Source organism: Cupriavidus sp. C2SS-8b, from assembly GCF_057073745.1.
Genome location: NZ_CP172716.1, coordinates 1,269,535 through 1,295,855 on the forward strand (window position 1 = coordinate 1,269,535; position 26,321 = coordinate 1,295,855).

The following is a 26,321-nucleotide window of genomic DNA, read 5'->3' on the forward strand; positions in this document are numbered from 1 at the left end:
GACTCCATGCCCGACCCCCATACACTCAACGCAGACCTGCACTGCCATTCCACCGTGTCCGACGGCACATTGTCGCCACGCGCCATTGCCGAACGCGCGCATGCCGGCGGTGTGCGGTTGTGGTCGCTCACGGACCATGACGAGGTCGGTGGCCAGGCGGTGGCGCGCGCTACCGCCGAGGCCCTGGGCATGCGCTATGTCCCGGGCGTCGAGATCTCCGTGACGTGGGCCGGGCAGACCGTGCATATCGTCGGCCTGCAGATCGACCCGTTCTGTCCGGAGCTGATCGACGGCCTTGCCGACACGCGCTCTGGCCGCGCGCGGCGGGCCCGCGATATCGGCGACGCTCTGGCGAAGATCGGCATCGAAGGCGCCTATCAGGGCGCGCTTAAGCATGTCGGCAACCCGGACCTGATCTCGCGCACGCATTTCGCCCGCTGGCTCGTGGACCAGGGCTACTGCGCCACGATCAGCGACGTCTTCAGCCAGTACCTGTCCGAAGGGCGGCCTGGCTACGTGGGGCACCGCTGGGCAAACCTGTCCGAGGCCGTTGGCTGGATCCGCGCGGCTGGCGGCATTGCCGTGATGGCCCACCCGGGCCGCTACAACTACACCGACACCCAGCACGACGCGCTGTTCGACGAGTTCACGGCGCTGGGCGGCGGCGCGGTCGAGGTGGTGACCGGCAGCCATACGCCGGACCAGTACCAGCGCTACGCCACGGTGGCCCGGCACTACGGCTTGCTGGCATCGCGCGGCTCGGACTTCCACGGCCCCGGGGAAGGGCGCGTGGAACTGGGTGCGCTGCCACCGTTGCCGTCCACGGTCACGCCGGTATGGCACGACTGGTAGCCGGCCCAGACCGCCGGGCTGGCGCGGGCGAAGATGCCTGGCCGCCGGCCGCGAATCCTGTCCGAACACGCACCTGAGCCCGGCCATGTCACAGTACTTCGAGATCCACCCGCTTAACCCGCAGCCGCGACTCATCAAGCAGGCCGTGCAGATCATCCGCCAGGGCGGCCTGATCGCGTTGCCGACCGATTCCAGCTACGCGCTGGGCTGCCAGCTTGACGACAAGGCAGCCGTGGAGCGCCTGCGCCGGCTGCGCGGCATCGACGACAAGCACCACCTCACGCTGATGTGCAGCGACCTGTCCGAACTGGGCAGCTTTGCGCGCGTCGACAACCGGCAGTACCGCTGGATCAAGGGTGCCACGCCGGGGCCGTACGTCTTCATCCTCGAGGCGACCAAGGAAGTGCCGCGCCGGCTGTCGCACCCAGCCCGCAAGACCATCGGCGTGCGCGTGCCCGATCACGCCATTCCGCTCGCGCTGCTGGCCGAAGCCGGCGAACCGCTGCTGACGGCGACGCTGCAGTTGCCGGGCGACGACGAGCCGCTGAACGATCCGTCGGAGATCCGGACCCGGCTCGAAAAAATGGTGGACCTCGTCGTCGACGGTGGACCGGCGCCGGCCCAGCCCACGACCGTGATCGACCTGACCAGCGGGGAGCCGGAGCTGGTGCGCGCAGGCAGGGGCGATATCGCACGGTTCGGACTCTGAATTCCCGCCGCCGAGTGATCTGCCAGTCAGCCCGCCCGGTACAATAAGCCCCATGGATTCTTCCCTGATTCAGACCTTTGCGGTCTACGCCCTGCCGGTGCTGTTCGCGATCACGCTGCACGAGGCGTCGCACGGCTACGTGGCCAAGCACTTCGGCGATACCACGGCCTACGCGCTGGGGCGCGTCAGCCTGAACCCGGCGCGGCACATCGATCCGATCGGCACCATTGCCGTGCCGTTGCTGCTGTACCTGCTGACCAACGGACAGTTCGTGTTCGGCTATGCCAAGCCGGTACCGGTCGACTTCGGCCGGCTGCGCAATCCGCGCTGGCACGGCATGTGGGTGGCGCTGGCCGGGCCGGCCAGCAATGTGGTGCAGGCCTTCCTGTGGGCGCTGATCGCGATCGGGCTGGCGTGGGCGCATGTGTCCGAGCCGTTCGTCAGCGAAATGGCGCGCGCGGGCGTGCTGGTCAACCTGGTGGTAGCCGCATTCAACCTGTTCCCGATTCCGCCGCTCGATGGCGGCCGCGTGCTGACCGCGCTGCTGCCGCCGCGCGTGGCCTACTCGGTGTCGCGCATCGAGCCGTACGGCATTTTCGTCGTCATGGCCCTCGTGGCCGCCGGCGTGATCACCTCGGTCTGGATGCGGCCGGTGATCAACCTGCTCAGCTCGGTAGTGGAGCTGATGCTGCGGCCGATCATCATGCTGCTGCAGTAGGAGCGCGGTCCATGTTCGCTCACGCGCCGACCGGCGCTCCGTCTGAATGGGTCACGCGCTGGGCCCATCTCGTGCGCCCGGCTGGCCGGGTGCTCGACCTTGCCTGCGGCAGTGGCCGGCATGCGCGCTGGTTTGCCGGACGAGGCCATGCCGTGGTCGGTGTCGATCGCGATATCGAAGCCGTTGCGGCGCTTCCTGCGTCTGTTGCCGGCCGCGTGGAAGACCTCGAACAGGGCGCCTGGCCGCTCGCCGACGAGGCACCGTTCGATGCGGTCATCGTCACCAATTACCTGCACCGCCCGTTATGGCCCGCTCTTGTCGATGCACTGGCGCCCGGCGGCGTGCTGCTGTACGAAACCTTTGCCAGCGGCAATGAGACCGTCGGCAAGCCTTCCCGGCCCGATTTCCTGCTTCAGCCCGGCGAATTGCTGGAAGTAGCCCGCACGCGCGGGCTGCGTGTGATCGGGTATGAGGATGGCTTTCTTGAAGTGCCCAAAACAGCGTTTGTGCAACGCCTGTGTGCCGTGCGCGAGGTGCCGGAAACGGCGGCTGGCAGCGCCCCGCCACGCTACCGGCTGCCGGCATGAAGTGACGCCTCGCCGGTCCGCGAGAATGCGGCTTCACAAGTTGATACGCTTGATGTAACCGCTTGTCGGAACATCGGTCGGAGCGGCCGGCGGTTCCGGTACAATCCTGTTATTCGCATCCCGAATTCCCTAACGTTATGACACAGATTACCGGCAGCATTGTTGCCATCGTCACCCCGATGCATGAGGACGGCAGCCTGGACTATCCGGCACTGCGGGCCCTCGTCGACTGGCACGTGGCCGAGGGCACCGATGCCATCGTGATCGTTGGCACCACCGGCGAATCGCCCACCGTGACGGTGGACGAGCACTGCGAGCTGATTCGCGTGGCGGTGGAGCAGGCTGGCAAGCGGATTCCCATCATCGCCGGTACCGGCGGCAACTCGACCAATGAAGCCATCGAACTGACGGCTTTCGCCAAGAAGGTCGGTGCCGATGCCTCGCTGCAGGTCGTGCCGTACTACAACAAGCCGACCCAGGAAGGCATGTACCGGCATTTCCGCACCATCGCCGAGGCGGTCGACCTGCCCGTGATGCTGTACAACGTGCCGGGCCGCACGGTTGCGGACATGAACAACGACACCATCCTGCGCCTGGCGCAGGTGCCTGGCATCGTCGGGGTGAAGGAAGCGACCGGCAACATCGATCGCGCCGCGCAATTGATCAAGGACGCGCCCGAAGGCTTTGCGATCTACAGCGGCGACGACCCGACCGCCGTGGCGCTGATCCTGCTGGGCGGCCAGGGCAATATCTCGGTCACGGCCAACGTGGCGCCGCGCAAGATGCACGAGATGTGCGCGGCCGCACTCAAGGGCGACGTAGTTACCGCGCGCCGGCTGCACATGGAACTGATCGAGCTGAACAAGGCCATGTTCATCGAGGCCAACCCGATTCCGGTCAAGTGGGCCCTGCAGCAGATGGGCAAGATGGAAGGCGGCATCCGCCTCCCGCTCACGCCGCTGTCCGAGTCCAACCACGAGACCGTGCGCAAGGCACTGGCCGCCACCGGCCTGCTGGGCTGATTTCCGGCGCACCCGTGCCGCTCTATCAATTAGGATTGCGTGTCAATGAAACTCAAGCTTAACCGCCGTGGCGCGATGCAAGTCCGCCGCGCCGCACTGGTTGTGCCCGTGCTTGCCGCAGGCGTCATCACGGGCTGCAGCAGCATCAATGAAGCGATGCAGCCGGACAAGATCGACTACAAGTCGTCGGCCTCCAAGCGGACGCCGTCGCTCGATATCCCGCCGGACCTGACCAAGCTCGACGGCGATCGCCGCTACTCGGTGCCCGACCAGAACGGCACGTCGACGCTGTCGAACTACAGCCAGTCGACCAAGACCCGCGAAGCCTCGCCGACCGAAAATGTCCTGCCTTCGGCGCAGGGCGTGCGCATGGAGCGTGATGGCAACCAGCGCTGGCTGGTGATCAGCAACGGCATGCGCGCCGACCAGCTGTGGCAGTCGCTGCGTGGCTTCTGGCAGGAAAGCGGTTTCCTGCTGGTCCAGGATTCGCCTGAGACCGGCATCATGGAAACCGACTGGGCGGAAAACCGCGCCAAGATTCCGCAGGACATCATCCGCAATACCATCGGCAAGGTGTTCGATGGCCTGTACTCGACGTCGGAGCGCGACAAGTTCCGCACGCGCGTCGAGCGCGCGCAGAACGGCACGCTCGAAGTCTTCATCAGCCATCGTGGCGCGCAGGAGCAGCTGACCGGTGTCGACAAGTCGACCACGGTCTGGACGCCGCGTCCGGCTGATCCGGAGCTGGAAGCCGAATTCCTCTCGCGCCTGGCACAACGCCTGGGCGTGCAGAAGGAGCAGGCCGACCAGATGGCCAAGAACCCGACGCCGGCTGGCAACAGCGCAGCGGCCGGTGCCGCAGCGGCAGCTACCGGCGCCGCGGCAACCGCGGGCGATACGTCCTCGGCCGCAGGCAAGTCCTACCTGGCGCAAGTCAACGGCGCTCCGGCGCTGCAGTTGCCCGAGCCGTTCGACCGCGCCTGGCGCTCGGTCGGCCTGTCGCTTGATCGCGTGAACTTCACCGTGGAAGACCGCGACCGCGCGCAGGGACTGTACTACGTGCGCTATGTCGATCCGCGGACCAGCGTTGACAGCCGTGGCTTCTTCTCGAAGCTGTTCACCAAGCCGGATGATCCGAAGACCGCAAAGAAATACCGCGTGGCGCTCAAGGGCACCGGGTCGGGCACGCTCGTGACGGTGCTCAACGAAGCTGGCCAGCCGGAAAACGGCGAAGTCGGCAAGCGCATCCTCTCGCTGCTCGACGAGCAACTCCACTGATCGTTGGCGTGCAGGGAAATCGAACGGGCCGCCCGGCCCGCTTTGCACCGCATGCAATGAGACGGGCGCAAGCATGATGCGCTTTGCCTTTCTTGGCAGCGGCAGCGAGGGCAACTCGCTGCTGGTCGAATCCCGCGAGGGAACCACCACCACCCGCATCCTGCTGGACTGCGGCTTCGGCATCCGCGAGACCGCCAGGCGCCTCGAGCGCCTGGGCGTCACGCCGGACCAGCTCGACGCCGTGCTGGTGACGCACGAGCACGGCGATCATGTCGGCTCGGCCTACGCCTTCGCGGCGCGTCATGGCCTGACCGTACACACCAGCCACGGCACATGGCTGGCGACCTGCCATTTGCGAGGCGCCAACGCGGCCGACGTGCGCGTCTGTGCTGCCGATCACGTCTTCAGCATCGGAGGCCTGCAGGTGTTGCCGTACACGGTGCCACACGATGCGCGCGAGCCCTTGCAGTTCGTGCTCTCGAACGGAGACGCGCGTCTGGGTGTGCTTACCGATATCGGCATGGAAACGCCTTATGTGACGGCGCGCCTGTCGGGCGTCGACGCGCTGGTGCTTGAATGCAACCACGACCGCGAGCTGCTGCGCAACTCGGTCTACCCGGCGTCACTGAAGCGGCGCATTGGCGGCGACTTCGGTCATCTGGCGAACGAGGTGGCGGCCAGCATTCTTGCGCAGGTTGTCCATGGCGGACTAAACCGCGTAGTCGCGGCGCATCTCAGCAAGCAGAACAACACGGTGGAGTTGGCCAGGGCCGCATTGGCATCGGCACTTGGCGCCTTGCCGACGGATGTGCTGGTGGCGGACCAGGAGGCCGGGCTGGACTGGCAATCAGTCCGCGGATGAGGTGAGGGTGATGAGTTGAGGGTGCCGCTGCGAGCGGCGCAGAAACGAAAAAACCGACCCGAAGGTCGGTTTTTTCGTTGGTACGAACCAATTACTGCTTGGCAGCCGGGGCCGAAGCGTCAGCGGCCGGAGCCGATGCGTCAGCAGCCGGAGCCGAAGCTTCAGCAGCCGGAGCGGCCGGGGCTTCAGCAGCAGGAGCCGAAGCTTCAGCGGCGGGAGCCGCAGCAGCCGGAGCAGCGGTGTCAGCGGCCGGAGCGGCGGCTTCTTCCTTCTTGCCGCAAGCGGCGAGAGCAACAGCGGCCAGCAGCGATGCGATCAGGAGAGACTTCTTCATTGTTCGTCCTTTAACTTGTAATAACCAAAAAAACAGGCGATGAATAATTACCGGTAATTATCGCTCTTGAACTGCAAAATAGAGGCTCTCCCGGTGCCGACAAATGCAGTGGTACACAGTACTAGCCAGCCGACGATTATATCCGCGTTTTCCCGGCTTGTGTAGCGTCGAAATTTGCGGAATTGCAATGTTACGCATTATTACAGTGCGGCAGGTGACAACTGCAACCAGCCCTCCAGCGTCCAATGATGGAATGTGTCGAGCAGGTCCGGCAGTTCCGCGCATGCCTTGATTTCCGCAGCGGTGAGTTGCCGATAATCGGCCAACTTGTGCAACCAACGTGCCAGATCGGGCGGAGGCTCATAAGCTTCGCCGTTCAGGAAGAAATGCGTACCGTCATAGAGCGCAATCGAACCCGGGGCCAATACGACCCCGTGCATGCGTGCGAGCTTTGCGTACTGGCGCATTGGAATATCGGGCACTTCCGCGAACTCGACTGTCGGCTTGGGTTCGGACAGGTAGGTGCCGATGAATTCCGACACCATCGCGCTGTTCCATTGCAGGGCCTTCAGACGCTGCGCGACAGCCTTTGCCATGCCCGCGGGCAATTGGGCCGGATGCTTTGCCGCGCGTTCGCCGGCGTCCGCATAGCGGCCGCCCAGGTCTTCGTTGTCTTCCACCGTTTCCGAAAGCCACGCCAGGAAATGGCCGGCGAGCTCGCGATAGGCGGGGGCGCGGAAGCCGATCGAGCAGGTCATGCATTCGCCCTCGGCAATGCCATCGTGGGCATACTGCGGCGGCAGGTACAGCATGTCGCCGGGTTCCAGTACCCATTCCTCTTCGGCGCTGAAGTCGGCCAGGATTTTCAGCGGCAGGTTCGGCAGCAGGTCAAGCCTGGTCTGCGACGAGATGCGCCAGCGGCGCCGGCCCGAAACCTGCAGGAGGAACACGTCGTACGAGTCAAAGTGGGGACCCACGCCGCCGCCATCGGTGGCGTAGCTGATCATCAGGTCGTCCAGCCGGGCGTCAGGCACGAACCGGAACTGGCCCATCAGGTCGGCCGCGGCCGTGTCGTGGAGGTTGACACCTTGCACCAGGAGGGTCCACTGTTTCGCCTTGAGGGACGGCAGGTTTTCGGCGGCAAAGGGGCCTTGCTCGAGCTTCCATCTGTTGCGAAAGTGCGTCACCAGGCGCGATTCGACTTCGGTCCGGTCGGCCAGTGACAAAAGCGCTTCGCGCGACACAGGCGGCACGATTCCAGGGAACGCCTGTCGAATCAGAAGCGGTTTGCGTTGCCAGATATCACGCATGAATGCAGCGGGCGTCATGCCACCGAGAAGGCCGAGCGGTGCATCTGGATCGACGGGGCCAGGTGGCAGGGCGTGCGCGTATAATGCGGAATCGTTCATGGAGTCAAGAATTGAAAATCGCTAAGAACACGGTGGTGTCCGTGATGTACAAGCTGTCGGATGCGCAAGGCAATCTGATCGAGGAATCGGATGAGGCCATGGTCTACTTGCACGGCGGCTATGATGGCACGTTCCCCAAGATCGAGGAAGCACTCGACGGCCACGACAGTGGCTTCGAAACCCAGTTGCAGCTGGAACCCGAAGACGCGTTCGGCGACTATGACGCCGACCTCGTCAAGGTCGAGCCGCGCGACCGTTTCCCCGAGCCGCTCGAAGTCGGCATGCAGTTCGAAGGCATGCCCGAAGATGGCGATGAAGAAGACTCCGTCATCTACACCGTGACCGACGTGGCCGAAGACAAGGTAGTGCTCGACGGCAACCATCCGCTGGCCGGCATGGCGCTGCGTTTCTGGTTGAAGGTGTCGGAAGTGCGTGAAGCCACGGCCGAGGAAGTGGAGCACGGCCACGCGCACGGCGCCTCGGGTGTCGAGGTGGTCGACGAAGATGACGACGACACGCCGCACACGCTGCACTGACGCTTCGAGCGTCTTGATCTCAGCAAAAGAGCCGGATATTCCGGCTCTTTTGCGTTTCAGCGGCTACCGCTAGTTGCTGACGCCGTCCTTCAGCACCACGGTGAATGGCGACGATGCCTGGGGCGTCACGATCAGCTCGGTCCATTGCGCAGCCGAGCCGGGCGGCAATGCGACACGCGTGAAGTTCGGCATTGGCTTGCCTGCCGCATCGCGCAGCGGCTTGTCGATGTGGAAGCCATTGCTGCCGGCATGAACGAGCAGCACCGGTCCGCGATAACGCCCGGCTAGTTCGCGCAATTGCCGCTTGAACTCCAGGTAGCCGTCGCGCGGGCGGCGGCGCATGAAGCCGTCCAGAAGCGTCGGCTTGCCGCGCTTTTCCCAGCCGTTGCCGAACTGCGGATCGGCATGCGCGATGATGACGATGCCGGCCATGCCCCGCTGCTGTGCGAGCGAGAACGCGCGTGCGAGCCACTGGTGGTTGGCTTCGCGCCGGTCCTCGAATTCGCCATTGCGCCCACCTTCGCTGCGGTAGTGGTTGTTGTCGCCGGGAAGGTTCAGCCCCACCAGCAGGACGTTGTCGATGCTGAGCCGCACGTTCTCGCGGAAACTGCGGAACATGGCCTGGTCCGACTGCCGCACCACGGCGCGTGGATGCTTGCCGAGCGTGGCATCTTCCGGGAAGAACAGTTCGCGCAGGCGGTTGAGCCGTTCCACGGCATCGAAGTTGCCATTGACCGGATGGTGGCATTCCGCCCAGTCGGTTTCGCCGGGCACATACACCAGCGGCAGCGGCGACTGGTCGAGCAGGTGTTGCCTGGCCTGCAGCACCGTATCGCCGCAAGATTCCGTATCACCCTTGATGCCGCCCGCGTGGACCACCAGGTCGAGCTTGCGCTCGGCCAGCAGGTCGAGCAAGGCGGTGACGCGCTCTTCGGCGGCCGGCCACTGCGGCAGGTCCGACAGCAATGCGATGCGGATGGTCGCGGGCTGAGGCGCGGGCCTGGCCGTGCGGCGCGCCGGTTGCGCAGCGGACACCGACATCGCCGCCAGCAAAGGCAGCAGGGCGGCAAGCAGGAAAGACCGGCCGCGAGGCCGGCTGCCCGAAGCGTTCATGCGGCGTCGACAGCCTCGTCCGCCAGCAGCTTGAGCCGGTAGAGCGCGTCCAGGGCAGCACGGGGCGTCAGGCTGTCCGGATCGAGGTCTGCGAGTGCATCCAGCACGGCGGCCTGCTCCGGGGCCAGCGTGCCAGCGCGCACTGTGCTTGCAGCCTCGGCGTAGTCGTCGTCATCGTCGAGCTCCGGGGTCGGCGGCGGCGCAAACAGGTCCAGTTGCGGCGTGGGCGTAGCCTCGGCAGATTGCTGCTCGAGCCATGCCAGGTGCTTGCGCGCCGCGCGGATCACGGGTTGGGGCACGCCGGCGAGTTGCGCGACCTGCAGGCCATAGCTCTGGCTGGCCGGGCCGTCCTGCACCGCATGCAGGAAGACGATGCCGTCGCCATGTTCCACGGCCGAGAGATGCACGTTGGCCGCCTGCGGAAATTCCTGCGGCAGCTGCGTGAGCTCGAAATAGTGGGTGGCAAACAGCGTGTGGCTGCGGTTGTGCGACAGCAGGTGGCGGGCGATGGCCCATGCCAGCGCGAGCCCGTCGAAGGTCGAGGTGCCGCGGCCGATCTCGTCCATCAGCACCAGGCTGGCAGGCGTGGCGTGGTGCAGGATGCCCGCCGCCTCGGTCATTTCGACCATGAACGTGGAGCGTCCGCCGGCCAGGTCGTCCGCCGCGCCGATGCGCGTGAAGATCCGGTCCACCGGGCCGATCACGGCACGCCGCGCCGGCACGTAGGCACCCACGCAGGCGAGCAGCACGATCAGCGCGGTCTGGCGCATGAAGGTCGACTTGCCGCCCATGTTCGGACCGGTGATCAGCAGGAGCTTGCGCGCCTCGTTGAGCTGGCAGTCGTTGGCGATAAAGGGTACCGATTCGGCGGCAAGCTGGCCTTCCACGACCGGGTGGCGACCCTGCACGATATCGATCACGTTTTCGGCAACGCGCTCGGGGCAGGACCAGTCCAGCGTCTGGGCGCGCTCGGCCAGCGCCGCGAGCACGTCAAGGCGCGCCAGCGCGCCGGCCACGCGCTGCAGTTCGCCGATATGCGGCAGCAGCGCCTGGAGCAGGCCGTCATAGAGCAGCTTCTCGCGTGCCAGCGCACGGTCCTGGGCCGACAGCGCCTTGTCCTCGAAGGCCTTCAGCTCGGGCGTGATGTAGCGCTCGGCATTTTTCAGCGTCTGCCGGCGGCGGTAGTCGTCCGGCACCTTGTCGGCCTGGCCGTTGGTGACTTCGATGTAGAAACCATGCACGCGGTTGTATTCCACGCGCAGGTTGGCGATGCCCGTGCGCGTGCGCTCGCGCGCTTCCAGATCCACCAGGAACTGGCCGCAGTTTTCCGAGATATCGCGCAACTCGTCCAGTTCGGCGTCGTAGCCGCGCGCGATCACGCCGCCGTCGCGGATGACCGTGGCAGGCTCCTCTGTGACAGCGGCGGCGAGCAGGTCCAGGCAGGCCTGGGGCACGCCAAGTTCGGCCAGCGTCAGCGACAGCAGCGAGCTGTCGGGTTCGACGGGGAGGCAGGCACTCACGTGGGGCAGCGCGCGCAGCGTATCGCGCAGTGACGACAGGTCGCGCGGGCGCGCGTTCAGCAGCGCCAGGCGCGAAGTGATGCGCTCCACGTCGGCCAGCTTGCGTAGCCCGCTGCGCAGGTCCTCGATACCGTGGTCGATCAGTGCGCCGATAGCCTGCTGGCGCGCGCGCGGCAGGGCGGGGTCGCGCAGCGGATGATGCAGCCAATGGCGCAGCGCGCGGCTGCCCATGGTGGTGGCGCAGGTGTCGAGCAGCGAGAACAGCGTGGGCGATTCGCCGCCGCGCAGGGTTTCGGTCAACTCCAGGTTGCGGCGCGTGGCGGAGTCCAGTCCGACGAATTCCGATTCGCGTTCGACCTTGATTTCACGTACATGGCGCAGCGACTGGCCTTGCGTGGTGGCCGCATAGTTCAGCAGCGCGCCGGCCGCGCCGATCGCGGCGCCCAGGCCGGCGCAGCCGAACGGTTCCAGGCTGGCCACGCCAAGCTGCTCCAGCAAGCGGCGCGTGGCGGCATCCTGGTCGAAGTGCCACTCCGGCAGGCGCGTGCGTGCGCACGCAACGACCGGCAGGTCGATGCCATCCGCATAGAGCAGCTCGGCAGGGCGGATGCGTTCGAGTTCGCGCGCCAGTTGCGCCGCTTCGCATTCCATCAGCCGCAATTCGCCGCTCGCCAGGTTGAGCCAGGCCAGGCCGGTCTTGCTGACGCCGCGGCGCGTGGTCTGCTGGTGCACGGCCATCAGGAAGGTATCGATCTTGTCCGGCAGCAGCGCGGCATCGGTCAGCGTGCCAGGGGTGACGATGCGCACCACCTTGCGCTCCACCGGCCCCTTGCTCGCGGCCGGATCGCCGATCTGTTCGCAGATGGCCACGGATTCGCCGAGCTTGACCAGCTTGGCGAGGTACTGGTCCGCCGAGTGGAACGGAATGCCGGCCATGCGGATCGGCACCCCGTTGGAGCTGCCGCGCGCGGTCAGCGTGATGTCGAGCAGTCGCGCCGCCTTTTCGGCATCGTCGTGGAACAGCTCATAAAAATCCCCCATCCGGTAGAAGAGGAGGGTTTCCGGATGGTCCGCCTTGATGCGCAGGTATTGCGCCATCATGGGGGTGTGCTTCTCCGCAAGGGGTTTTGCAACTTCCTGATTCAATTCGATTTTCTCCTGCATTCCCTTGTCTGGCGTGGCCGCGCGGCAACGCGGGCAACCCGTGGCGTACGGCGTTGCGGGTCGTTGCCGTCTCTTCGTCGGCATGGGGTTCCGTGGCGTGCGGATGTGGCCCGCATTGTGTGCGGGCGGCCAAAGCAGGGAGTTTACCGCAGGCGGGCTTGTGGCCGCATTGGGCGAGGTCGGGAAATCGTGGTGAGGCCCGGCATGGCAACCGCTATGCCGGGCGCGGCCATGGAAGCCGGTGCCGTCAAGAGCGCGGCGGCCGTATCAGCGGAACACCAGCACGGGGACCGCACTGTGCGTCAGTACCTTCTGTGTCTCGCTGCCGAGCAGCAGGCCGGCAATGCCGCTGCGGCCATGCGAGGCCATGAAGATGACGTCGCAGCCGAGATCCTCTGCACTGTTGATGATCCCGCGGAATGGTGCGGCCGCCGTGGAGACGTGGCCGGTGCAAGGCACGCCGGCCAGTGCTGCCGTGGCCTCGATGCGCGACAGTTCCTGCCTGGCAGCCGCTTCCACGCGTTGCTTGAATACGTCCCGCTTTTCGTGGCTGGAATCGGTCGACAGGACGTAGGGATATTCTTCCACGCACATATATGGCGTCAGCCGGGCGCCGGTCGCGCGTGCGAATTCGATGGCGGCGGAAACAGCCTTGTGCGAAAGCTCGGAGCCATCAACCGGGAGCAGGACGTGCTTGAACATGGATTGCCTTTTTTTTTCTATGACGGAAGAGTGAGAGGGATGGGGATCAGTTTGCGATCGCGCGTCCGACGATCAGCGGGTCGGCCTGTCCGATCGCGGTGGTGTCGCGGTTGGCATAGGGAAAGCGCGACAGGATGAATCGCAACGCGTTCAGCCGCGCGCGCTTCTTGCAATCGGAACGGATCACGGTCCACGGTGCGTCGGCTGTGTCCGTGTGGGCGAACATCGCTTCCTTGGCGCGGGTGTAGGCTTCCCACTTGTCGAGCGAGGCGATGTCGACCGGGCTGAGCTTCCATTGCTTGAGCGGATGGATTTCGCGCTCCTTGAAGCGTCGCCGCTGCTCTTGCCGGCTGACGGAGAACCAGAACTTGAACAGGTGGATGCCGCTGCGGACCAGGTGGCGCTCGAATTCGGGTGCCTGCTGCAGGAAGTCCTGGTACTGCTGCGGCGTGCAGAAGCCCATCACATGCTCGACGCCGGCGCGGTTGTACCAGGAGCGGTCGAACAGGACGATTTCGCCGGCCGAGGGCAGGTGCTGGACGTAGCGCTGGAAGTACCACTGGCCGCGCTCAGAATCGGTGGGCTTCTCGAGCGCCACCACGCGCGCGCCGCGCGGATTCATGTGTTCCATGAAGCGTTTGATGGTGCCGCCCTTGCCGGCCGCGTCGCGGCCTTCGAACAGGATCACCACACGCTGGCCGGTCTCGCGCACCCAGGCCTGCAGCTTCAGGAGTTCCACCTGCAGGCGGTACTTCTGCTTCTCGTAATTGCGGCGCGACATCAGGTTCTGGTACGGATAGGCGCCTTCGCGCCAGCCGGCCGACAGTTCTTCGTCGGGGTGCCGCTTCCTGCCGGCTTGCCAGGCGCCCGGGTCGCCTTCGAGGATCAGGCTGCGCAACTGCCCGGCCTCGTCCGGCGACAGGCCATCCATCAGCGTGCGGATGGCGTCGAGCACGCCGTCGTTGTCCTGCCGGGACATGATGTCTTGCAGGCTGCTGGCCGCGAGCTGCACGGCCGCGTCGACGGCATCGTTCACTTCATTGCGTTCGGCCGAGCGGGCCGTATTGGTGGGCAGCACGTCGCCGCGTGCGGCGGCGCGAACCGTGCCGGGCGAGGTGTCGTCGTGGAGGGTTCCTGCCATGTCAGGCTTGCGCCTTGCGCAGGATGGCGTAGAGCTGGTCCTTGAGCTGGAGTTTTTCCTTCTTGAGGCGTTCGATCTCCAGCGGCGTGCCGCGCACGATGCCGGCTTCCATGTTGCTGATTTCGTGGTCGAGCTGATTGTGCAGGTTGAACAGCCGTGCGAAATGGGCGTCCTGCGTCTTCAGCAAGGAAATCTGGTCGCGGTACTCGGGGAACATATGGGGCCTCCTCAAACAGGTGCATCGAATTACCTATTCTGAGTAACCCAGGGTGCGGTGGTCTTGATCTGGATCATCGTGGCCCGGACGTCGCCGGCAGGGCGCAAAACAAAAACGCCCGCCGGTTGGCGGGCGTCTTGCGCGCAAACGAAAACGATCAGATCGTCGCGGGCTTCGCGTTGTCCAGCGAGTACGGGGACAGCAGGCGGACCATCTGGGCAAACGCCTTCGGGTTGCCGGCCAGCACTTCGCCTTGTTCCATCTGGCGCGCTTCGCCGGCATAGTTGCCGACCAGGCCGCCCGATTCCGAGATCAGCAGCATGCCGGCGGCCATGTCCCATGGCTTCAGGCCGCTTTCGAAGAAGCCATCCAGGCGGCCGCAGGCCACGTAGGCCAGGTCCAGCGCGGCGGCACCCGGGCGGCGCAGGCCGGCGCAGCTGCGCGTCATCAGCGAGAAGATTTCCAGGTATTGTTCCACGCCTTCCATGTCGCGGAACGGGAAGCCGGTGCCGATCAGGCAGTCGGCCAGCTTGTCGCGGCGCGTCACGCGGATGCGGCGGTTGTTCAGGAATGCGCCCGCGCCCTTGGAGGCGGTGAACAGTTCGTCGCGGGTCGGGTCATAGACCACTGCCTGCGACGGCACGCCGCGATGCAGCTGGGCAATCGATACCGCGTACTGCGGGAAGCCATGGATGAAGTTGGTGGTGCCGTCGAGCGGATCGATGACCCAGGTGTATTCGTGGTTGTCTTCGCCCTCGGCCCAGGATTGGCCGGACTCTTCCGCTAGAATGGCGTGCTCGGGGTAGGCCGTGCGGATGATCTCGATGATGGCCGCTTCGGCAGCCTTGTCGACCTCGGTCACGAAATCGTTGTGTTGCTTGCGCGAAACGCGCACCAGATCGACGTCGATCGACGCGCGGTTGATGATGGAACCCGCCTTGCGGGCCGCCTTGATGGCGATATTGAGCATCGGATGCATGAATCTCTCCAGGCCGGCCGGAACCTTGCGGCAGCGCGAACGGATGCGCGCGCCGAGCCCGGCAGCTGACAACACAACGAATTGTAGAAGAACGTGGGGCGTCGCCATATGTGCTGCAAGCGTCTCGCGAGCAAGCAAAATATCGGCGCCGCGCCGAAGAAGAAGCTGAATTGTATATGAACCCGGCAAACGAGACGAGCCAGGCCGTCGGAGCGGCCGCACCGACCACCACCGCGGACGCCATGTTCGCCCGCGTGCGCTTTGTGCTGGTGGAGACCAGCCACCCGGGCAATGTGGGCTCGGTGGCGCGCGCCATCAAGACCATGGGCTTTGGCAGCCTGGTGCTGGTTTCACCACGCGAGCCGGCCGTGCGCGAGCATCCCGACGCGGTTGCCATGGCCAGCGGCGCCGATGACGTGCTGGCCGGCGCGGTGATCGTCGACAGCATCGAGGCCGCGCTGTCGGGCGCCACGCAAACCATCGCCATGACCGCGCGGCTGCGTGAGTTTGGGCCGCCGCGCGTGCTGCCGCGTGACGCCGCTGCGCGCGGCGCGAAGGCACTCGGGGCGCGCGCCGAAGATGAGATTGCGTTCGTGTTCGGCAACGAGCGCTATGGCCTGCCCAACGAAGTCGTCGAGCGCTGCGCGGCGGTGACGCATATCCCCGCCAATCCTGCCTATAGCTCGCTCAACCTGGCCCAGGCGGTGCAACTGATCGCGTACGAGATGCGCCTGGCGTTGCTGGATCGCGCCGAGGGCACGCCGGACGACGGTGGCAATATCGGCTATGCTGGTGAGCCCGCCACGGCGGAACAGGTGGAATCGATGTTCGGGCACTTGCAGCAGGGGCTCGAAGCGATCGGCTTTCTCGATCCCGGCAATCCACGCAAGCTCATGACGCGCCTGCGGCGTCTGCTGGCCCGTGCGGGGCTGGAGCGCGAGGAAGTGAATATCGTGCGCGGTATCGCCAAGCACATGCTGGTGGCGGTGCGAAGTGGTACGAGTATCAGCAAGCCAGAACAACCCGGGCCGGCCGCGCCGACCCGCCAAGAGGAACACTGAACAGTGGCGCACAACCCGGCCCAAATCCCGCATTTCCCCGCAGCGATGCCCCATGGCGCGCGCTGTCCTGGGGCCGGCCGCGCACACCTCTCGGAGCGATGTTGAACACGCGTCGAAGCCAATGACCCTCACGGCATCGGGGCAGCAAATCTCTTACACTCCCTGATCCCGTTTTCACCGGCCAATGACCACGCCGGCGACCGCGCCCACGGCAGATGCCGTCGTGGCCGGCGCACGGCGCGGCAACACGACACGACCAAGATGTTCTCTCGCCTGAAGGAAGATATCGACACCATCATGCTGCGCGATCCCGCCGCGCGCAGCCGCCTGGAAGTCCTGACCTGCTATCCCGGCTTGCACGCCGTGGTGTTCCACCGCTTCGCCCACGCCTGCTGGCATGCCGGGTTCCATTGGCTGGGGCGCTGGATTTCGCACTGGTCACGCTTTCTCACCGGTATCGAGATTCACCCCGCGGTCAAGCTCGGCCGGCGCGTCTTCATCGACCACGGCATGGGCGTGGTGATCGGAGAAACCGCGGAGATCGGAGACGACTGCACGATCTACCAGGGTGTGACACTCGGCGGCACATCGTTGTACAAGGGGCAGAAGCGCCATCCGACGCTGGGCGCCAATGTCGTGGTGAGCGCAGGTGCCAAGGTGCTCGGCGGCTTCGAGGTGGGCGACGGCGCGCGTGTTGGCTCCAATGCCGTCGTGCTTAAACCCGTGCCGCCTGGCGCGACTGCCGTGGGCGTGCCGGCCCGCATCATCCTGGCCGATGCGCCATCATCGCAGCAAGGCGCCAAGCAGGAGTTCTCCGCGTATGGCATCACGCCCAATGCGGATGATCCGGTCTCGCTCGCGCTCAAGGGGCTGATCGACAATGCGGCCAAACAGAACGATCGCATCGAGGCCGTGCTGGCCGCGCTGGATCGCCTCGGCGAGCATCTCGAGAACACGCCGAACGACCGCTTCGACGCGAGCGAACTGCGCAGGCTGATGAAGTAAGCGAGGAATCGGGAAAACAAAGAGGGGCAGCCTGGGCTGCCCCTTATGCCGTCTGCGGCAGCAAATGAAAGCCGCCGTCGTCCAGTTGCAGCACCGCGGCGCGCGGATGGCTGCCATCGAGATCCCAGTCGGTAAGCACCCAGCGCACGCCCGAGACGTCCTGGTGCCGGGCGGGGCGGTGCGTGTGGCCATGCACGAGCAGCCGTGCGTTGCAGGCTTCCAGCAGTGCCGTGACCGCGGCCGGCGTGGCATCGCCGTACACGACCTGGGTCGGCAGGCCTTGCTGAAGCTGGCGCAGGCGTCCGGCCTCGCTGTCGGCGCGCAGGCGCCGCGCCACGGCCAGCCGTGCCGACTGCGGCAGGGCCAGGAACAGGCGCTGCACCCAGGGCTTGCGGGTCCAGCGTCGAAAGCGGTTGTAGCGCTCGTCGTCGGTGCACAGCATGTCGCCGTGGCTCAGCACGACGCGCTGGCCGGCGCAGAGAATGACGGACGGGTCGGGCAGCAAAGTTACGCCCGCGGCGTCGGCAAAGCGCTTGCCCAGCAGGAAGTCGCGGTTGCCGTGCATCAGGTAGACCGGCACGCCGCGCCCGGCCAGCGTGCGCAGCGCCATTGCCACCTGCGTGGCAAACGGCGAGTCGGTCTCTTCGTCACCGACCCAGAACTCGAAGAAGTCGCCCAGGATGAAAAGCGTGCGGGCCTCATTGGCGGCGCGCTCCAGCACGCGCTCGAACGCGGCCAGCGTGCGGGGCATGCCCGGCGTCAGGTGCAGGTCGGAAATGAACCACGCCGGCGCCTGTACCTCGAGGGGACCGGCCACCGGCGTGGTGGGGATTGCGGTCATGCGCGCGGCCTGAAGGGTAGGGTTGCCGGCAGGAGAGGTTGCATGAAGCCGCAATCGTGAGGCATGGTCGCGTGCTTACTCGACGACCACGGCCTTTTCGATCACGACGTCTTCCAGCGGCACGTCCTGGTGGAAGCCCGAGCTGCCGGTGCGCACGCCCTTGATCTTCTCGACCACGTCGGTGCCATCAACGACCTTGCCGAACACGGCATAGCCGAAGCCCTGCGGCGTCGGCGAGCTGAAGTTCAGGAAGTCGTTGTCGACCACGTTGATGAAGAATTGGGCGGTGGCGGAGTGGGGCGCATTGGTGCGTGCCATGGCCACGGTGTACTTGTCGTTCTTCAGGCCGTTGCCGGCTTCGTTCTCGATCGGCGCGTCGGTGCCCTTTTGCTTCATGCCGGGTTCGAAGCCGCCGCCCTGGATCATGAAGTTCTTGATCACGCGGTGGAAGACGGTGTTGTCATAGTGGCCCTTGCGGACATACGACAGGAAGTTCTCGACCGACTTCGGAGCCTTCTCGGCGTCGAGTTCGATAGTGATGACACCCTGGTTGGTGTGAAGCTGGACCTTGGACATGGGCTTTCCTCTGTTCGGTAGTGTTTATTGGATGACGCTGGCCGACTCGATCACGATGGGCGTGGCCGGCACATTGCGCATGGGGCCGTAGGCCGTGGTGGGCGCGTTCTTGATCTTCTCGATCGTATCCATGCCGTCCACCACCTTGCCGAATACTGCGTAGCCGTTGCCGTCCGGCTGCGGGTAGTCGAGATTCGGATTATCTACCACATTGACGAAGAACTGGGCCGTGGCCGAGTTCGGGTCGCCGGTGCGTGCCATGGCCACCGTGCCGGCCTTGTTCTTCAGCCCGTTCTGGGCTTCCAGCGGGATCGGCGCGCGCGTCGGCTTCTGCTTCATCTCGCGGTCGAAACCGCCGCCCTGCACCATGAAACCGTTGATCACGCGGTGGAAGATGGTGCCGGTGTAGAAGCCGCTCTTCACGTATTCCATGAAGTTGGCGACGGTCTTGGGCGCCGCGTCGGGATAGACTTCGACGGTGAACTTGCCCTGGCTGGTGACGAACTGCACACGTTCGGCCTTCTGCGCCTGCTGCGCCATCGACGGCAGTGCGGACAGGGCCAGCGCGGCGGCGCTCAGGCCGGCCAGGAGGATGCGGCGGGAACGGATCATGACTGCGGCTCCGGTAGTCTTGAGAATTGCGCCGGGCGTTGGTGTCCCGGCGACGGAACAGAAAGTGGACGGTCGCGGTATCAGCGAGCGGCGGGAGCGCTCGCGGGCGCGTGCATCGGAGCCGGAGACACCGGGCTTGCCGGGTTTGTCGCATTTGCGGCCGGCCGCAACTGACGCAGCGCCGTGCCGGCGCGGGTGTCGCCGGGGTTGCGGCGCAGGGCCTCGGCATAAGCCTCTTCGGCCAGTCGGCGATAGACGTCGCCCAGGTTGGTATAGCCGATGGCGAAGCCGGGTTTGACCTCGGTGGCAAGCAGCAACTCCGCTTCTGCCCGTTTCAGGTCACCGCGCTTCGCGTAGAGCAGCGCCAGGTTGTTGTGCGGCTCCGGCAGTTCGGGGAAGTCCTGCGCCATTTCGGCGAAGGCCTGGATCGCCTCGTCCTCGCGGCCGGCCTTGGCCATGGCCCAGGCGCGCTCGAACCGGGCCTGCGCATTGCGCGGGTTGGCGGCCAGCACGCGGTCGTAGCCGGAAATGGCTTCGTCGTAGCGCTTGCCGGCGGCGGCGCGTTCGGCCTTGTCCATGCCCGGATCGGCCGAGCGCGGGCCCGATGGCGGCGCGGTAGGGGCGGCCAGCGACAGCGGGCCGTTCTGCGCATGGGCGGCCCCCGCCAGCGCGGCAAGGACGGCCAGTGCAGTCATGGCGCGGCGCGCTGGGGCGAGGCGCTCGGTGGGCAGGGTCAGGCTCATTGAAGGAGGGTCCGTTATACTCCGCGGCATTCTAGCAAAGCGGCACCGCTGGCACGAAGCACGTGCATGCGGGCGCACCGGGGCGGCGCCAGCGGCTGCGTTCGCAGTGCGTGGCGGCATGACGCTTCCGGTAAGATACGGGGCTCCGGTGTTTGCGCGTGCACCATCGCGCCGGCCCCCGATGACGCAGTCCAGGGGCCGGACGACAGCGTGCCGGCAGGCACCTCACATCACACTCATTGCTTCATGCAGCTTCTGAACATCTACAACACGCTCGCGCGTGAGAAACAGCCATTCGTGCCCATCGAACCCGGCAAGGTCCGCATGTATGTCTGCGGCATGACCGTGTACGACTATTGTCACGTCGGCCACGCGCGCGTGATGGTGGTGTTCGACATGGTGCACCGCTGGCTGCGCGCTGCGGGCTACGAGGTGACTTTCGTCCAGAACATCACGGATATCGACGACAAGATCATCCGGCGCGCGGCCGAGAATGGCGAGACGATCGGCCAGCTGACGACGCGTTTTATCCAGTACATGCACGAGGATGCCGACGCACTGGGCATTGTCCGCCCGGACCATGAGCCGCGCGCGACCGACTACGTGCCGCAGATGCTCGACCTGATCGGCAAGCTCGAAGCGAAAGGCCTTGCCTATCAGGCGGCCGATGGCGACGTGAACTATTCGGTGCGCAAGTTCGATGGCTACGGCAAGCTGTCCGGCAAGTCGCTGGAAGACCTGCGCGCCGGCGAACGCGTGACGGCCAATGATGCCAAGCAGGATCCGCTGGACTTCGTGCTGTGGAAATCGGCCAAGGCCAGCGAGCCGCCCGAGAGCAAGTGGGACTCGCGGTGGGGCATGGGCCGCCCGGGCTGGCATATCGAATGCTCGGCCATGGCCTGCACGCTGCTTGGCGAGCATTTCGATATCCACGGCGGCGGCGCCGACCTGCAGTTCCCGCACCACGAGAACGAGATCGCCCAGTCCGAAGGCGCGAGCGGCAAGCCGTTCGTCAACGTGTGGATGCACAACGGCTTTGTGCGCGTGAATGACGAGAAGATGTCGAAATCGCTCGGCAACTTCTTCACCATCCGCGAGGTGCTGAAAGCGTACGACCCGGAAGTCGTGCGTTTCTTTATCCTGCGTGCCCACTACCGCAGCCCGCTGAACTACAGCGATGCCCATCTGGACGACGCCCGCCACGCGCTGACCCGCCTTTACACGGCGCTCAAGGACACCCAGCCCGGCGGCTATGCCGTGGACTGGGACGAGCCGCACGCGAAGCGCTTTGCCGAGGCCATGGGCGACGACTTCAACACGCCGATCGCCGTGTCGGTGCTGTTCGACCTCGCCAGCGAGATCAACCGGACCGGCTCCTCCGTGGCGGCCCGCCAGCTCAAGGGACTGGCCGGCACGCTCGGCCTGCTCGAGCGCGACCCGCACACCTTCCTGCAGCGCGGCAATCAGGCCGACGGCCCCGCGCCCGACGAGATCGAGGCACTGATCGCTGCGCGCAAGGCCGCAAAGGCCGGGCGCGACTTCGCCGAAGCCGACCGCATCCGCGCGGAACTGCTCGCCGCGGGCATCGTGCTGGAAGACAAGCCGGGCGGTGCGACCGAATGGAGGCGTGCTTGAACGCTGCCGCGCGCAAGCCCGCCACGCCGGCCAGGACCGCCACTTCGCGTGCCGCCAAGGGCAGCGCGAAGGATGGCAAGGTCGTGCTGCCGGAAGCGGAGGCGTTGCCGTTGCCGGTCGAGACCGTCGTCGATGCCGTACGCCCGGCGTACTGGGATGAGGCCTGTGCCGACCTGATGAAGCGCGACCGCATCCTGCGCAAGATGATCCCGACGTACGGCCCGGCGCACCTGGTGTCGCGCGGCGATCCGTTCATCACGCTGGCGCGCTCGGTGGTGGGGCAGCAGATCTCCGTCAAGGCGGCGCAATCGGTCTGGGAGCGGCTGGTCGCCGCCTGTCCGAAGCTGACGCCCGCGCAGTTCCTGCGCGCCGGGCCGGAAAAGCTGGCCGCATGCGGGCTGTCGCGTCGCAAGGCCGAATACATTACCGACCTGGCGGACCACTTCAAGGCTGGCCGCGTCCACGTGAGCGAATGGGCGGTGATGGACGACGAAGCCGTCATTGCAGAGCTGACGCAGATTCGCGGCATCGGCCGCTGGACGTCCGAGATGTTCCTGATGTTCAATCTGATGCGGCCCAACGTGCTGCCCCTCGATGACGTCGGGCTGATCAACGCCATCTCGGCCAATTACTTCAGCGGCGAGCCGGTGACCCGTAGCGAGGCGCGTGAAGTCGCGGCAAACTGGGAACCCTGGCGGACAGTGGCTACCTGGTACATGTGGCGTAGTCTCGACCCGTTGCCAGTGACGTATTAGGCATAGCCGTAAGAAAAAGTAGCTGCAGGTGCAGTAAAGGCTATCTGCCCGGCGCAAAGATAGCGGCTAAATTCCGGTAGAATGCGCCCCTTCACAGACAGGTACGTGTGATTTTATGAAAACCACCTTCCTGGATTTTGAGCAGCCCATTGCCGAACTCGAGGCAAAGATCGAAGAACTGCGTTTTGTGCAGGACGATTCGGCTGTCGATATTTCCGAAGAGATTTCGCGGCTGGCCGGCAAGAGCCAGCAGCTCACCAAGGACATCTACGCCAACCTGACTCCATGGCAGGTTGCGCAGATCGCCCGCCATCCGCAGCGCCCGTACACGCTCGACTACGTGCGTGAAATCTTCACCGATTTCCACGAGCTGCATGGCGACCGCACCTTTGCCGACGATCTTTCCATCGTCGGCGGCCTGGCTCGGTTCAATGGCCAGGCGTGCATGGTCATCGGCCACCAGAAGGGCCGTGACACGAAAGAGCGCGCGCTGCGCAATTTCGGCATGCCCAAGCCTGAGGGCTATCGCAAGGCCAAGCGCCTGATGGAACTGGCCGACAAATTCGGCCTGCCGATTTTCACGTTCGTGGACACGCCGGGCGCGTTCCCGGGCATCGATGCGGAAGAGCGTGGCCAGTCCGAAGCGATCGGCCATAACCTCTACGTCATGGCCGGCCTGAAGGTGCCCCTGATCGCCACGATCATCGGCGAAGGCGGTTCGGGTGGTGCGCTGGCCATTGCCGTCGGCGATGTCGTGCAGATGCTGCAATTCGCGACTTACGCGGTGATCTCGCCGGAAGGCTGCGCCTCGATCCTGTGGAAGACGGCAGAGAAGGCGCCGGAAGCCGCGGAAGCCCTGGGCCTGACCGCCCACCGCCTGAAGGCGCTGGGCCTGATCGACAAGATCGTCAGCGAGCCGCTGGGCGGCGCGCACCGCGATGTCAAGGGCATGGCTGCCATGCTCAAGCGTTCGCTGGCCGAATCGCTGCGCCAGTTCCAGGGCGTGAGCGTGAAGGAGCTGCAAGCGCGCCGCTACGAACGCCTGCTCGCCTATGGCAAGTTCAAGGAAACCGGCGTCCAGGACTGACCTGTCCGACCGCCTGACCGACAAGGTCGCACAGGCCCTCCAGGCCAGTGCGGCCTTTGTTGTTTCTGGTGGCGCGGCGTCCGGTCCTGCGGAAATGGTGGTGGCCGTGGCGTTGTCGGGCGGCCGCGATTCGGTAGCGCTGCTCCATGCCGCGCAGGACGCAGTGTCCGCATGGAGCCTGCCGGCCCGTGTGGTGGCCCTGCACGTGCATCACGGCCTGCAGTCGCAGGCGGACGACTGGGATAACTTCTGCGCGCAGCTGTGCGCGCAATGGCAACTGGGCTATTTCGTCAGGCGTGTCTCGGTACAGGCCGGCACGGGCGAGGGCATCGAGGCCGCCGCGCGCCGCGCACGCTACCAGGCGCTCGGCGAGATGTGCCGCGCCAGCGGTGCGGGGCTGCTGCTGTTTGCCCACCATCTTGATGACCAGGTCGAGACCGTACTGCTCCGGCTGTTTCGCGGTGCGGGGGTGGCGGGCATGGCCGGTATGCCCGCCATGCGGCGGCTGGACGAAGACGCTGACATCGTATTGCTGCGGCCATGGCTGGACGTGCCGCGCGCTGACATCGATGGCTATTGCGCCGCGCATGATCTGGCGTGGATCGATGACCCATCCAACGACAGCACGCGCTTTGCGCGCAACGCGCTGCGCGCGCAATTGCCGCTGTTGGAGCAGGCCTTCCCCGGGCTGCGCGCAAACGTCGCGCAGGCTGCTGTCCATTTTGCACAGGCCGCCAGCATGCTCGACGACCTGGCGGGCGCCGCGCTGGCGCGCCTGGTGGTGCCAGCGCGCGATGCCGACACGCTGGCCGAACTGGACCTGCAAGGCCTGCGCGCCTTGCCCGCTTCCCATGCCGATGCCGTGCTGCGTCTCTGGCTGCGCGATCTCGGCACCCGTGCGCCGTCGACCGCCCGGCTGGCCGCCATGCGCGGGCAATTGCTCGACCACGGTGGCGGCGAGCCGGCGATTGCGCATGATGGCCTGGTGCTGCGCAGGTTCCAGGGCAGGGTCCTGGCCTGCAGGCCCGAGCCCGAGACGCTGCCCGTGCCGCAGGCGTTCTCATGGTCTGGCGAGGCGCGCATCGTGGTGCCGGCCTGGCGCGGCGAACTGCATTTCACGCGCGACGATACCTTCGGCGTGCCCGAAGCCGTGCTGCGGCAGCCCCTGCGGCTCGCTGCGCGCCATGGCGGCGAACGCATCGTGCTTCGACCCGGCGGTCCCGCGCGTGCGCTCAAGCAGGCCTACCAGGAGGCTGGCGTGCCGCGCTGGCGACGGAGCTGGCTGCCGCTGCTGTGGGCCGGCGACGTGCTGGTCATGGCAGGGGGGCTTGGCATGCATCGCCGCTGGGGCGAAGCGCCGCACGCGCCGCGCTGGCGTGTCGAGTGGGTGCAGTCGGCAGGCGGCGAAGGCAGAGAGCAGCCCGACGCTGGCCGCCCACATCACTTTCCTTCCTGAGCCCGCGCCGTTTTGCCTTGCCTGATGCGCTCGGTTCGTGTATTTTCGAAAGCTTTGCACAATCGCTGGCGTCGACAAGAAGATGGCTCTCATCGTTCACAAATACGGCGGCACTTCGATGGGTTCCACGGAACGCATCAAGAATGTCGCCAAGCGCGTTGCCAAGTGGCACCGCGCCGGTCACCGCGTAGTCGTGGTGCCTTCGGCCATGTCGGGCGAAACCAATCGCCTGCTTGGACTCGCCAAGGAGATTTCGGCCGAGCCGAATCCGCGTGAGCTGGACATGCTCGCCTCGACTGGCGAACAGGCCAGCGTCGCGCTGCTCGCCATTGCGCTGCACGGCGAGAACATCGACGCGGTCAGCTACACGGGCTGGCAGGTGCCGGTGAAGACCGATTCGTCGCACACCAAGGCGCGCATCGAATCCATCGACGACGAGCGTATCCTCGGCGACCTGGATGCCGGCCGCGTGGTGGTGATCACCGGTTTCCAGGGGATCGACGACAACGGCAACATCACGACGCTCGGCCGTGGCGGCTCGGACACCTCGGCCGTGGCCATTGCCGCCGCCATCGAGGCTGACGAATGCCTGATCTACACCGACGTGGATGGCGTGTACACGACCGATCCGCGCGTGGTCGAGGACGCCCGCCGCCTGGACAAGATCACCTTCGAGGAAATGCTGGAAATGGCCAGCCTGGGCTCCAAGGTGCTGCAAATCCGCTCGGTGGAGTTCGCAGGCAAGTACCGCGTGAAGACCCGCGTGCTGTCGTCGCTGACCGACCCGCTCATGCCGCTCGAGAACGAAATCAACTCGGGCACGCTGATCACTTTTGAGGAAGATTCCAACATGGAAGCCGCAGTCATCTCCGGCATCGCGTTTGCCCGCGATGAAGCCAAGATCACCGTCCTGGGCGTGCCGGATAAGCCGGGCATTGCATACCAGATCCTGGGCCCGGTCGCCGACGCCAATATCGACGTCGACATGATCATCCAGAACCAGTCGGTGGACGGCAAGACCGACTTCACCTTCACCGTGCCGCGCGGCGACTACCAGCGCACGCTGACGCTGCTGACCGACAGCGTCAAGCCGCACGTTGGCGCGGCCAGCGTGTCGGGCGACCCGAAGGTGTCGAAGGTCTCGGTGGTCGGCGTGGGCATGCGCTCGCACGTCGGCGTCGCCAGCAAGATGTTCCGCACGCTGTCGGAAGAGGGCATCAACATCCAGATGATCTCCACTTCGGAGATCAAGATCTCTGTGCTGATCGACGAGAAGTACATGGAACTCGCCGTGCGCGCGCTGCACAAGGCATTCGAACTGGAACAAGCCTGATCCGTTCGTTAGTTATTTCTGGCGGCGCCGAAATTTTTTGTGTTGAGTTATCGATTTTTCGTTGACCAATCACG

The 26,321-nt window shown here is 65.7% G+C and carries 27 protein-coding genes; 15 read left to right on the forward strand and 12 right to left on the reverse strand.

All coding sequences use genetic code 11. From position 1 onward, the window contains the following. The first annotated feature begins 6 nt into the window (after positions 1-6). The 7 genes from ACIGJB_RS05860 (at position 7) to ACIGJB_RS05890 (ending at position 6,028) form a co-directional block, all read left to right on the forward strand. Positions 7-852, forward strand: coding sequence for a 3',5'-nucleoside bisphosphate phosphatase (locus ACIGJB_RS05860; protein ID WP_483731804.1), 846 nt, complete (start codon positions 7-9; stop codon positions 850-852). An 85-nt stretch (positions 853-937) separates the two neighbouring features. Further along, on the forward strand, positions 938-1,561 hold the full coding sequence (locus ACIGJB_RS05865) for an L-threonylcarbamoyladenylate synthase (protein ID WP_483731805.1): 624 nt from the start codon (positions 938-940) through the stop codon (positions 1,559-1,561). Between the two features lie 52 nt (positions 1,562-1,613). After that, positions 1,614-2,279 (forward strand): site-2 protease family protein, encoded by a 666-nt coding sequence (locus ACIGJB_RS05870; protein WP_483731806.1) that lies wholly within the window; start codon positions 1,614-1,616, stop codon positions 2,277-2,279. Between the two features lie 11 nt (positions 2,280-2,290). Then, complete coding sequence (locus ACIGJB_RS05875; protein WP_483731807.1) at positions 2,291-2,866, forward strand: class I SAM-dependent methyltransferase; 576 nt, start codon at positions 2,291-2,293, stop codon at positions 2,864-2,866. A gap of 137 nt (positions 2,867-3,003) precedes the next feature. Further along, positions 3,004-3,888: a 4-hydroxy-tetrahydrodipicolinate synthase gene (dapA, locus tag ACIGJB_RS05880; RefSeq protein WP_483731808.1), complete on the forward strand. Its 885-nt coding sequence runs from the start codon at positions 3,004-3,006 to the stop codon at positions 3,886-3,888. Between the two features lie 45 nt (positions 3,889-3,933). Beyond that, positions 3,934-5,166, forward strand: a complete 1,233-nt coding sequence (gene bamC, locus ACIGJB_RS05885) for an outer membrane protein assembly factor BamC (RefSeq protein WP_483731809.1) — start codon at positions 3,934-3,936, stop codon at positions 5,164-5,166. Positions 5,167-5,239: 73 nt separating this feature from the next. Further along, positions 5,240-6,028 carry an MBL fold metallo-hydrolase gene (locus ACIGJB_RS05890; protein WP_483731810.1) on the forward strand — a complete coding sequence of 263 codons (789 nt, stop codon included), beginning with the start codon at positions 5,240-5,242 and terminating at the stop codon, positions 6,026-6,028. Between the two features lie 91 nt (positions 6,029-6,119). Here ACIGJB_RS05890 and ACIGJB_RS05895 read toward each other — a convergent pair whose 3' ends face one another. Together ACIGJB_RS05895 and ACIGJB_RS05900 are read right to left on the reverse strand one after the other, a co-directional pair. Then, on the reverse strand, positions 6,120-6,362 hold the full coding sequence (locus ACIGJB_RS05895) for a hypothetical protein (protein ID WP_011297289.1): 243 nt from the start codon (positions 6,360-6,362) through the stop codon (positions 6,120-6,122). Between the two features lie 200 nt (positions 6,363-6,562). Continuing rightward, complete coding sequence (locus ACIGJB_RS05900) at positions 6,563-7,771, reverse strand: JmjC domain-containing protein (RefSeq protein ID WP_483731811.1); 1,209 nt, start codon at positions 7,769-7,771, stop codon at positions 6,563-6,565. Between the two features lie 11 nt (positions 7,772-7,782). Between ACIGJB_RS05900 and ACIGJB_RS05905 the strand changes: the two genes are divergently transcribed. Beyond that, the gene (locus tag ACIGJB_RS05905) at positions 7,783-8,307 is read left to right on the forward strand and encodes an FKBP-type peptidyl-prolyl cis-trans isomerase (protein ID WP_483711054.1); all 525 of its coding nucleotides are present in this window, start codon (positions 7,783-7,785) and stop codon (positions 8,305-8,307) included. A gap of 69 nt (positions 8,308-8,376) precedes the next feature. Here the strand turns inward: ACIGJB_RS05905 and ACIGJB_RS05910 are convergent, their stop codons facing one another. The 6 genes from ACIGJB_RS05910 to ACIGJB_RS05935 form a co-directional block, all read right to left on the reverse strand. Continuing rightward, positions 8,377-9,420 (reverse strand): hypothetical protein, encoded by a 1,044-nt coding sequence (locus ACIGJB_RS05910; RefSeq protein ID WP_483731812.1) that lies wholly within the window; start codon positions 9,418-9,420, stop codon positions 8,377-8,379. Further along, the gene (mutS, locus tag ACIGJB_RS05915; protein WP_483731813.1) at positions 9,417-12,041 is read right to left on the reverse strand and encodes a DNA mismatch repair protein MutS; all 2,625 of its coding nucleotides are present in this window, start codon (positions 12,039-12,041) and stop codon (positions 9,417-9,419) included. Before mutS ends, ACIGJB_RS05910 begins: the two co-directional genes overlap by 4 nt. Before the next feature lie 330 nt (positions 12,042-12,371). Then, a complete protein-coding gene (locus tag ACIGJB_RS05920; protein WP_483731814.1) occupies positions 12,372-12,806 on the reverse strand; it encodes a universal stress protein in 435 nt (144 codons plus the stop codon). Positions 12,807-12,852: 46 nt separating this feature from the next. Continuing rightward, entirely contained in the window at positions 12,853-13,947 is a 1,095-nt protein-coding gene (gene ppk2 / locus ACIGJB_RS05925; RefSeq protein ID WP_483731815.1) for a polyphosphate kinase 2, read from the reverse strand. A 1-nt stretch (position 13,948) separates the two neighbouring features. Continuing rightward, on the reverse strand, positions 13,949-14,164 hold the full coding sequence (locus ACIGJB_RS05930) for an HP1242/YdcH family protein (protein WP_483731816.1): 216 nt from the start codon (positions 14,162-14,164) through the stop codon (positions 13,949-13,951). A gap of 157 nt (positions 14,165-14,321) precedes the next feature. Then, complete coding sequence (locus ACIGJB_RS05935; RefSeq protein ID WP_483731817.1) at positions 14,322-15,143, reverse strand: inositol monophosphatase family protein; 822 nt, start codon at positions 15,141-15,143, stop codon at positions 14,322-14,324. Between the two features lie 176 nt (positions 15,144-15,319). Here ACIGJB_RS05935 and ACIGJB_RS05940 point away from each other — a divergent pair, with 176 nt between their 5' ends. Continuing rightward, positions 15,320-16,204 (forward strand): RNA methyltransferase, encoded by an 885-nt coding sequence (locus tag ACIGJB_RS05940; protein WP_483731818.1) that lies wholly within the window; start codon positions 15,320-15,322, stop codon positions 16,202-16,204. 261 nt (positions 16,205-16,465) lie between these two features. Beyond that, positions 16,466-17,209, forward strand: coding sequence for a serine O-acetyltransferase (cysE, locus tag ACIGJB_RS05945; RefSeq protein WP_483711062.1), 744 nt, complete (start codon positions 16,466-16,468; stop codon positions 17,207-17,209). A 43-nt stretch (positions 17,210-17,252) separates the two neighbouring features. Here the strand turns inward: cysE and ACIGJB_RS05950 are convergent, their stop codons facing one another. From ACIGJB_RS05950 to ACIGJB_RS05965, 4 genes are all read right to left on the reverse strand, one after another. Continuing rightward, complete coding sequence (locus ACIGJB_RS05950) at positions 17,253-18,050, reverse strand: UDP-2,3-diacylglucosamine diphosphatase (RefSeq protein WP_483731819.1); 798 nt, start codon at positions 18,048-18,050, stop codon at positions 17,253-17,255. A 75-nt stretch (positions 18,051-18,125) separates the two neighbouring features. Then, entirely contained in the window at positions 18,126-18,626 is a 501-nt protein-coding gene (locus ACIGJB_RS05955) for a peptidylprolyl isomerase (protein WP_483711064.1), read from the reverse strand. A 24-nt stretch (positions 18,627-18,650) separates the two neighbouring features. After that, positions 18,651-19,238, reverse strand: coding sequence for a peptidylprolyl isomerase (locus ACIGJB_RS05960; RefSeq protein ID WP_483731820.1), 588 nt, complete (start codon positions 19,236-19,238; stop codon positions 18,651-18,653). An 80-nt stretch (positions 19,239-19,318) separates the two neighbouring features. Then, positions 19,319-19,981 (reverse strand): tetratricopeptide repeat protein, encoded by a 663-nt coding sequence (locus tag ACIGJB_RS05965; protein ID WP_483731821.1) that lies wholly within the window; start codon positions 19,979-19,981, stop codon positions 19,319-19,321. A gap of 246 nt (positions 19,982-20,227) precedes the next feature. On the opposite strand from ACIGJB_RS05965, the gene cysS reads away from it, so the two are divergent. The 5 genes from cysS to ACIGJB_RS05990 all read left to right on the forward strand — a co-directional run bounded on the left by cysS (position 20,228) and on the right by ACIGJB_RS05990 (position 26,247). Then, positions 20,228-21,616, forward strand: a complete 1,389-nt coding sequence (gene cysS, locus ACIGJB_RS05970) for a cysteine--tRNA ligase (protein ID WP_483731822.1) — start codon at positions 20,228-20,230, stop codon at positions 21,614-21,616. Beyond that, a complete protein-coding gene (locus ACIGJB_RS05975; protein ID WP_483731823.1) occupies positions 21,601-22,371 on the forward strand; it encodes a DNA-3-methyladenine glycosylase family protein in 771 nt (256 codons plus the stop codon). The genes cysS and ACIGJB_RS05975 overlap by 16 nt, the downstream gene beginning before the upstream one ends. A 115-nt stretch (positions 22,372-22,486) precedes the next feature. Beyond that, positions 22,487-23,458, forward strand: coding sequence for an acetyl-CoA carboxylase carboxyltransferase subunit alpha (locus tag ACIGJB_RS05980; RefSeq protein ID WP_483711069.1), 972 nt, complete (start codon positions 22,487-22,489; stop codon positions 23,456-23,458). Further along, positions 23,424-24,914, forward strand: a complete 1,491-nt coding sequence (tilS, locus tag ACIGJB_RS05985; protein WP_483731824.1) for a tRNA lysidine(34) synthetase TilS — start codon at positions 23,424-23,426, stop codon at positions 24,912-24,914. The genes ACIGJB_RS05980 and tilS overlap by 35 nt, the downstream gene beginning before the upstream one ends. 82 nt (positions 24,915-24,996) lie before the next feature. Continuing rightward, positions 24,997-26,247 carry an aspartate kinase gene (locus ACIGJB_RS05990; protein WP_483711071.1) on the forward strand — a complete coding sequence of 417 codons (1,251 nt, stop codon included), beginning with the start codon at positions 24,997-24,999 and terminating at the stop codon, positions 26,245-26,247. The last annotated feature ends 74 nt before the right edge of the window (positions 26,248-26,321 follow it).

What these genes read in the sequence shown, in the direction of transcription:
- ACIGJB_RS05890 (WP_483731810.1), top strand. Translation starts at nt 5,240, where the DNA reads ATGATGCGCTTTGCCTTTCTTGGCAGCGGCAGCGAGGGCAACTCGCTG.
- ACIGJB_RS05910 (WP_483731812.1), bottom strand. Translation starts at nt 9,420, where the DNA reads ATGAACGCTTCGGGCAGCCGGCCTCGCGGCCGGTCTTTCCTGCTTGCC.
- ACIGJB_RS05950 (WP_483731819.1), bottom strand. Translation starts at nt 18,050, where the DNA reads ATGACCGCAATCCCCACCACGCCGGTGGCCGGTCCCCTCGAGGTACAG.
- cysE (WP_483711062.1), top strand. Translation starts at nt 16,466, where the DNA reads ATGTTCTCTCGCCTGAAGGAAGATATCGACACCATCATGCTGCGCGAT.
- ACIGJB_RS05940 (WP_483731818.1), top strand. Translation starts at nt 15,320, where the DNA reads ATGAACCCGGCAAACGAGACGAGCCAGGCCGTCGGAGCGGCCGCACCG.
- tilS (WP_483731824.1), top strand. Translation starts at nt 23,424, where the DNA reads ATGGCAAGTTCAAGGAAACCGGCGTCCAGGACTGACCTGTCCGACCGC.
- ACIGJB_RS05975 (WP_483731823.1), top strand. Translation starts at nt 21,601, where the DNA reads ATGGAGGCGTGCTTGAACGCTGCCGCGCGCAAGCCCGCCACGCCGGCC.
- ACIGJB_RS05875 (WP_483731807.1), top strand. Translation starts at nt 2,291, where the DNA reads ATGTTCGCTCACGCGCCGACCGGCGCTCCGTCTGAATGGGTCACGCGC.
- mutS (WP_483731813.1), bottom strand. Translation starts at nt 12,041, where the DNA reads ATGATGGCGCAATACCTGCGCATCAAGGCGGACCATCCGGAAACCCTC.
- ACIGJB_RS05895 (WP_011297289.1), bottom strand. Translation starts at nt 6,362, where the DNA reads ATGAAGAAGTCTCTCCTGATCGCATCGCTGCTGGCCGCTGTTGCTCTC.
- ACIGJB_RS05870 (WP_483731806.1), top strand. Translation starts at nt 1,614, where the DNA reads ATGGATTCTTCCCTGATTCAGACCTTTGCGGTCTACGCCCTGCCGGTG.
- ACIGJB_RS05930 (WP_483731816.1), bottom strand. Translation starts at nt 14,164, where the DNA reads ATGTTCCCCGAGTACCGCGACCAGATTTCCTTGCTGAAGACGCAGGAC.
- ACIGJB_RS05860 (WP_483731804.1), top strand. Translation starts at nt 7, where the DNA reads ATGCCCGACCCCCATACACTCAACGCAGACCTGCACTGCCATTCCACC.
- bamC (WP_483731809.1), top strand. Translation starts at nt 3,934, where the DNA reads ATGAAACTCAAGCTTAACCGCCGTGGCGCGATGCAAGTCCGCCGCGCC.
- ACIGJB_RS05980 (WP_483711069.1), top strand. Translation starts at nt 22,487, where the DNA reads ATGAAAACCACCTTCCTGGATTTTGAGCAGCCCATTGCCGAACTCGAG.
- ppk2 (WP_483731815.1), bottom strand. Translation starts at nt 13,947, where the DNA reads ATGGCAGGAACCCTCCACGACGACACCTCGCCCGGCACGGTTCGCGCC.
- ACIGJB_RS05935 (WP_483731817.1), bottom strand. Translation starts at nt 15,143, where the DNA reads ATGCATCCGATGCTCAATATCGCCATCAAGGCGGCCCGCAAGGCGGGT.
- ACIGJB_RS05990 (WP_483711071.1), top strand. Translation starts at nt 24,997, where the DNA reads ATGGCTCTCATCGTTCACAAATACGGCGGCACTTCGATGGGTTCCACG.
- ACIGJB_RS05955 (WP_483711064.1), bottom strand. Translation starts at nt 18,626, where the DNA reads ATGTCCAAGGTCCAGCTTCACACCAACCAGGGTGTCATCACTATCGAA.
- cysS (WP_483731822.1), top strand. Translation starts at nt 20,228, where the DNA reads ATGCAGCTTCTGAACATCTACAACACGCTCGCGCGTGAGAAACAGCCA.
- ACIGJB_RS05865 (WP_483731805.1), top strand. Translation starts at nt 938, where the DNA reads ATGTCACAGTACTTCGAGATCCACCCGCTTAACCCGCAGCCGCGACTC.
- ACIGJB_RS05960 (WP_483731820.1), bottom strand. Translation starts at nt 19,238, where the DNA reads ATGATCCGTTCCCGCCGCATCCTCCTGGCCGGCCTGAGCGCCGCCGCG.
- ACIGJB_RS05920 (WP_483731814.1), bottom strand. Translation starts at nt 12,806, where the DNA reads ATGTTCAAGCACGTCCTGCTCCCGGTTGATGGCTCCGAGCTTTCGCAC.
- ACIGJB_RS05900 (WP_483731811.1), bottom strand. Translation starts at nt 7,771, where the DNA reads ATGAACGATTCCGCATTATACGCGCACGCCCTGCCACCTGGCCCCGTC.
- ACIGJB_RS05965 (WP_483731821.1), bottom strand. Translation starts at nt 19,981, where the DNA reads ATGAGCCTGACCCTGCCCACCGAGCGCCTCGCCCCAGCGCGCCGCGCC.
- dapA (WP_483731808.1), top strand. Translation starts at nt 3,004, where the DNA reads ATGACACAGATTACCGGCAGCATTGTTGCCATCGTCACCCCGATGCAT.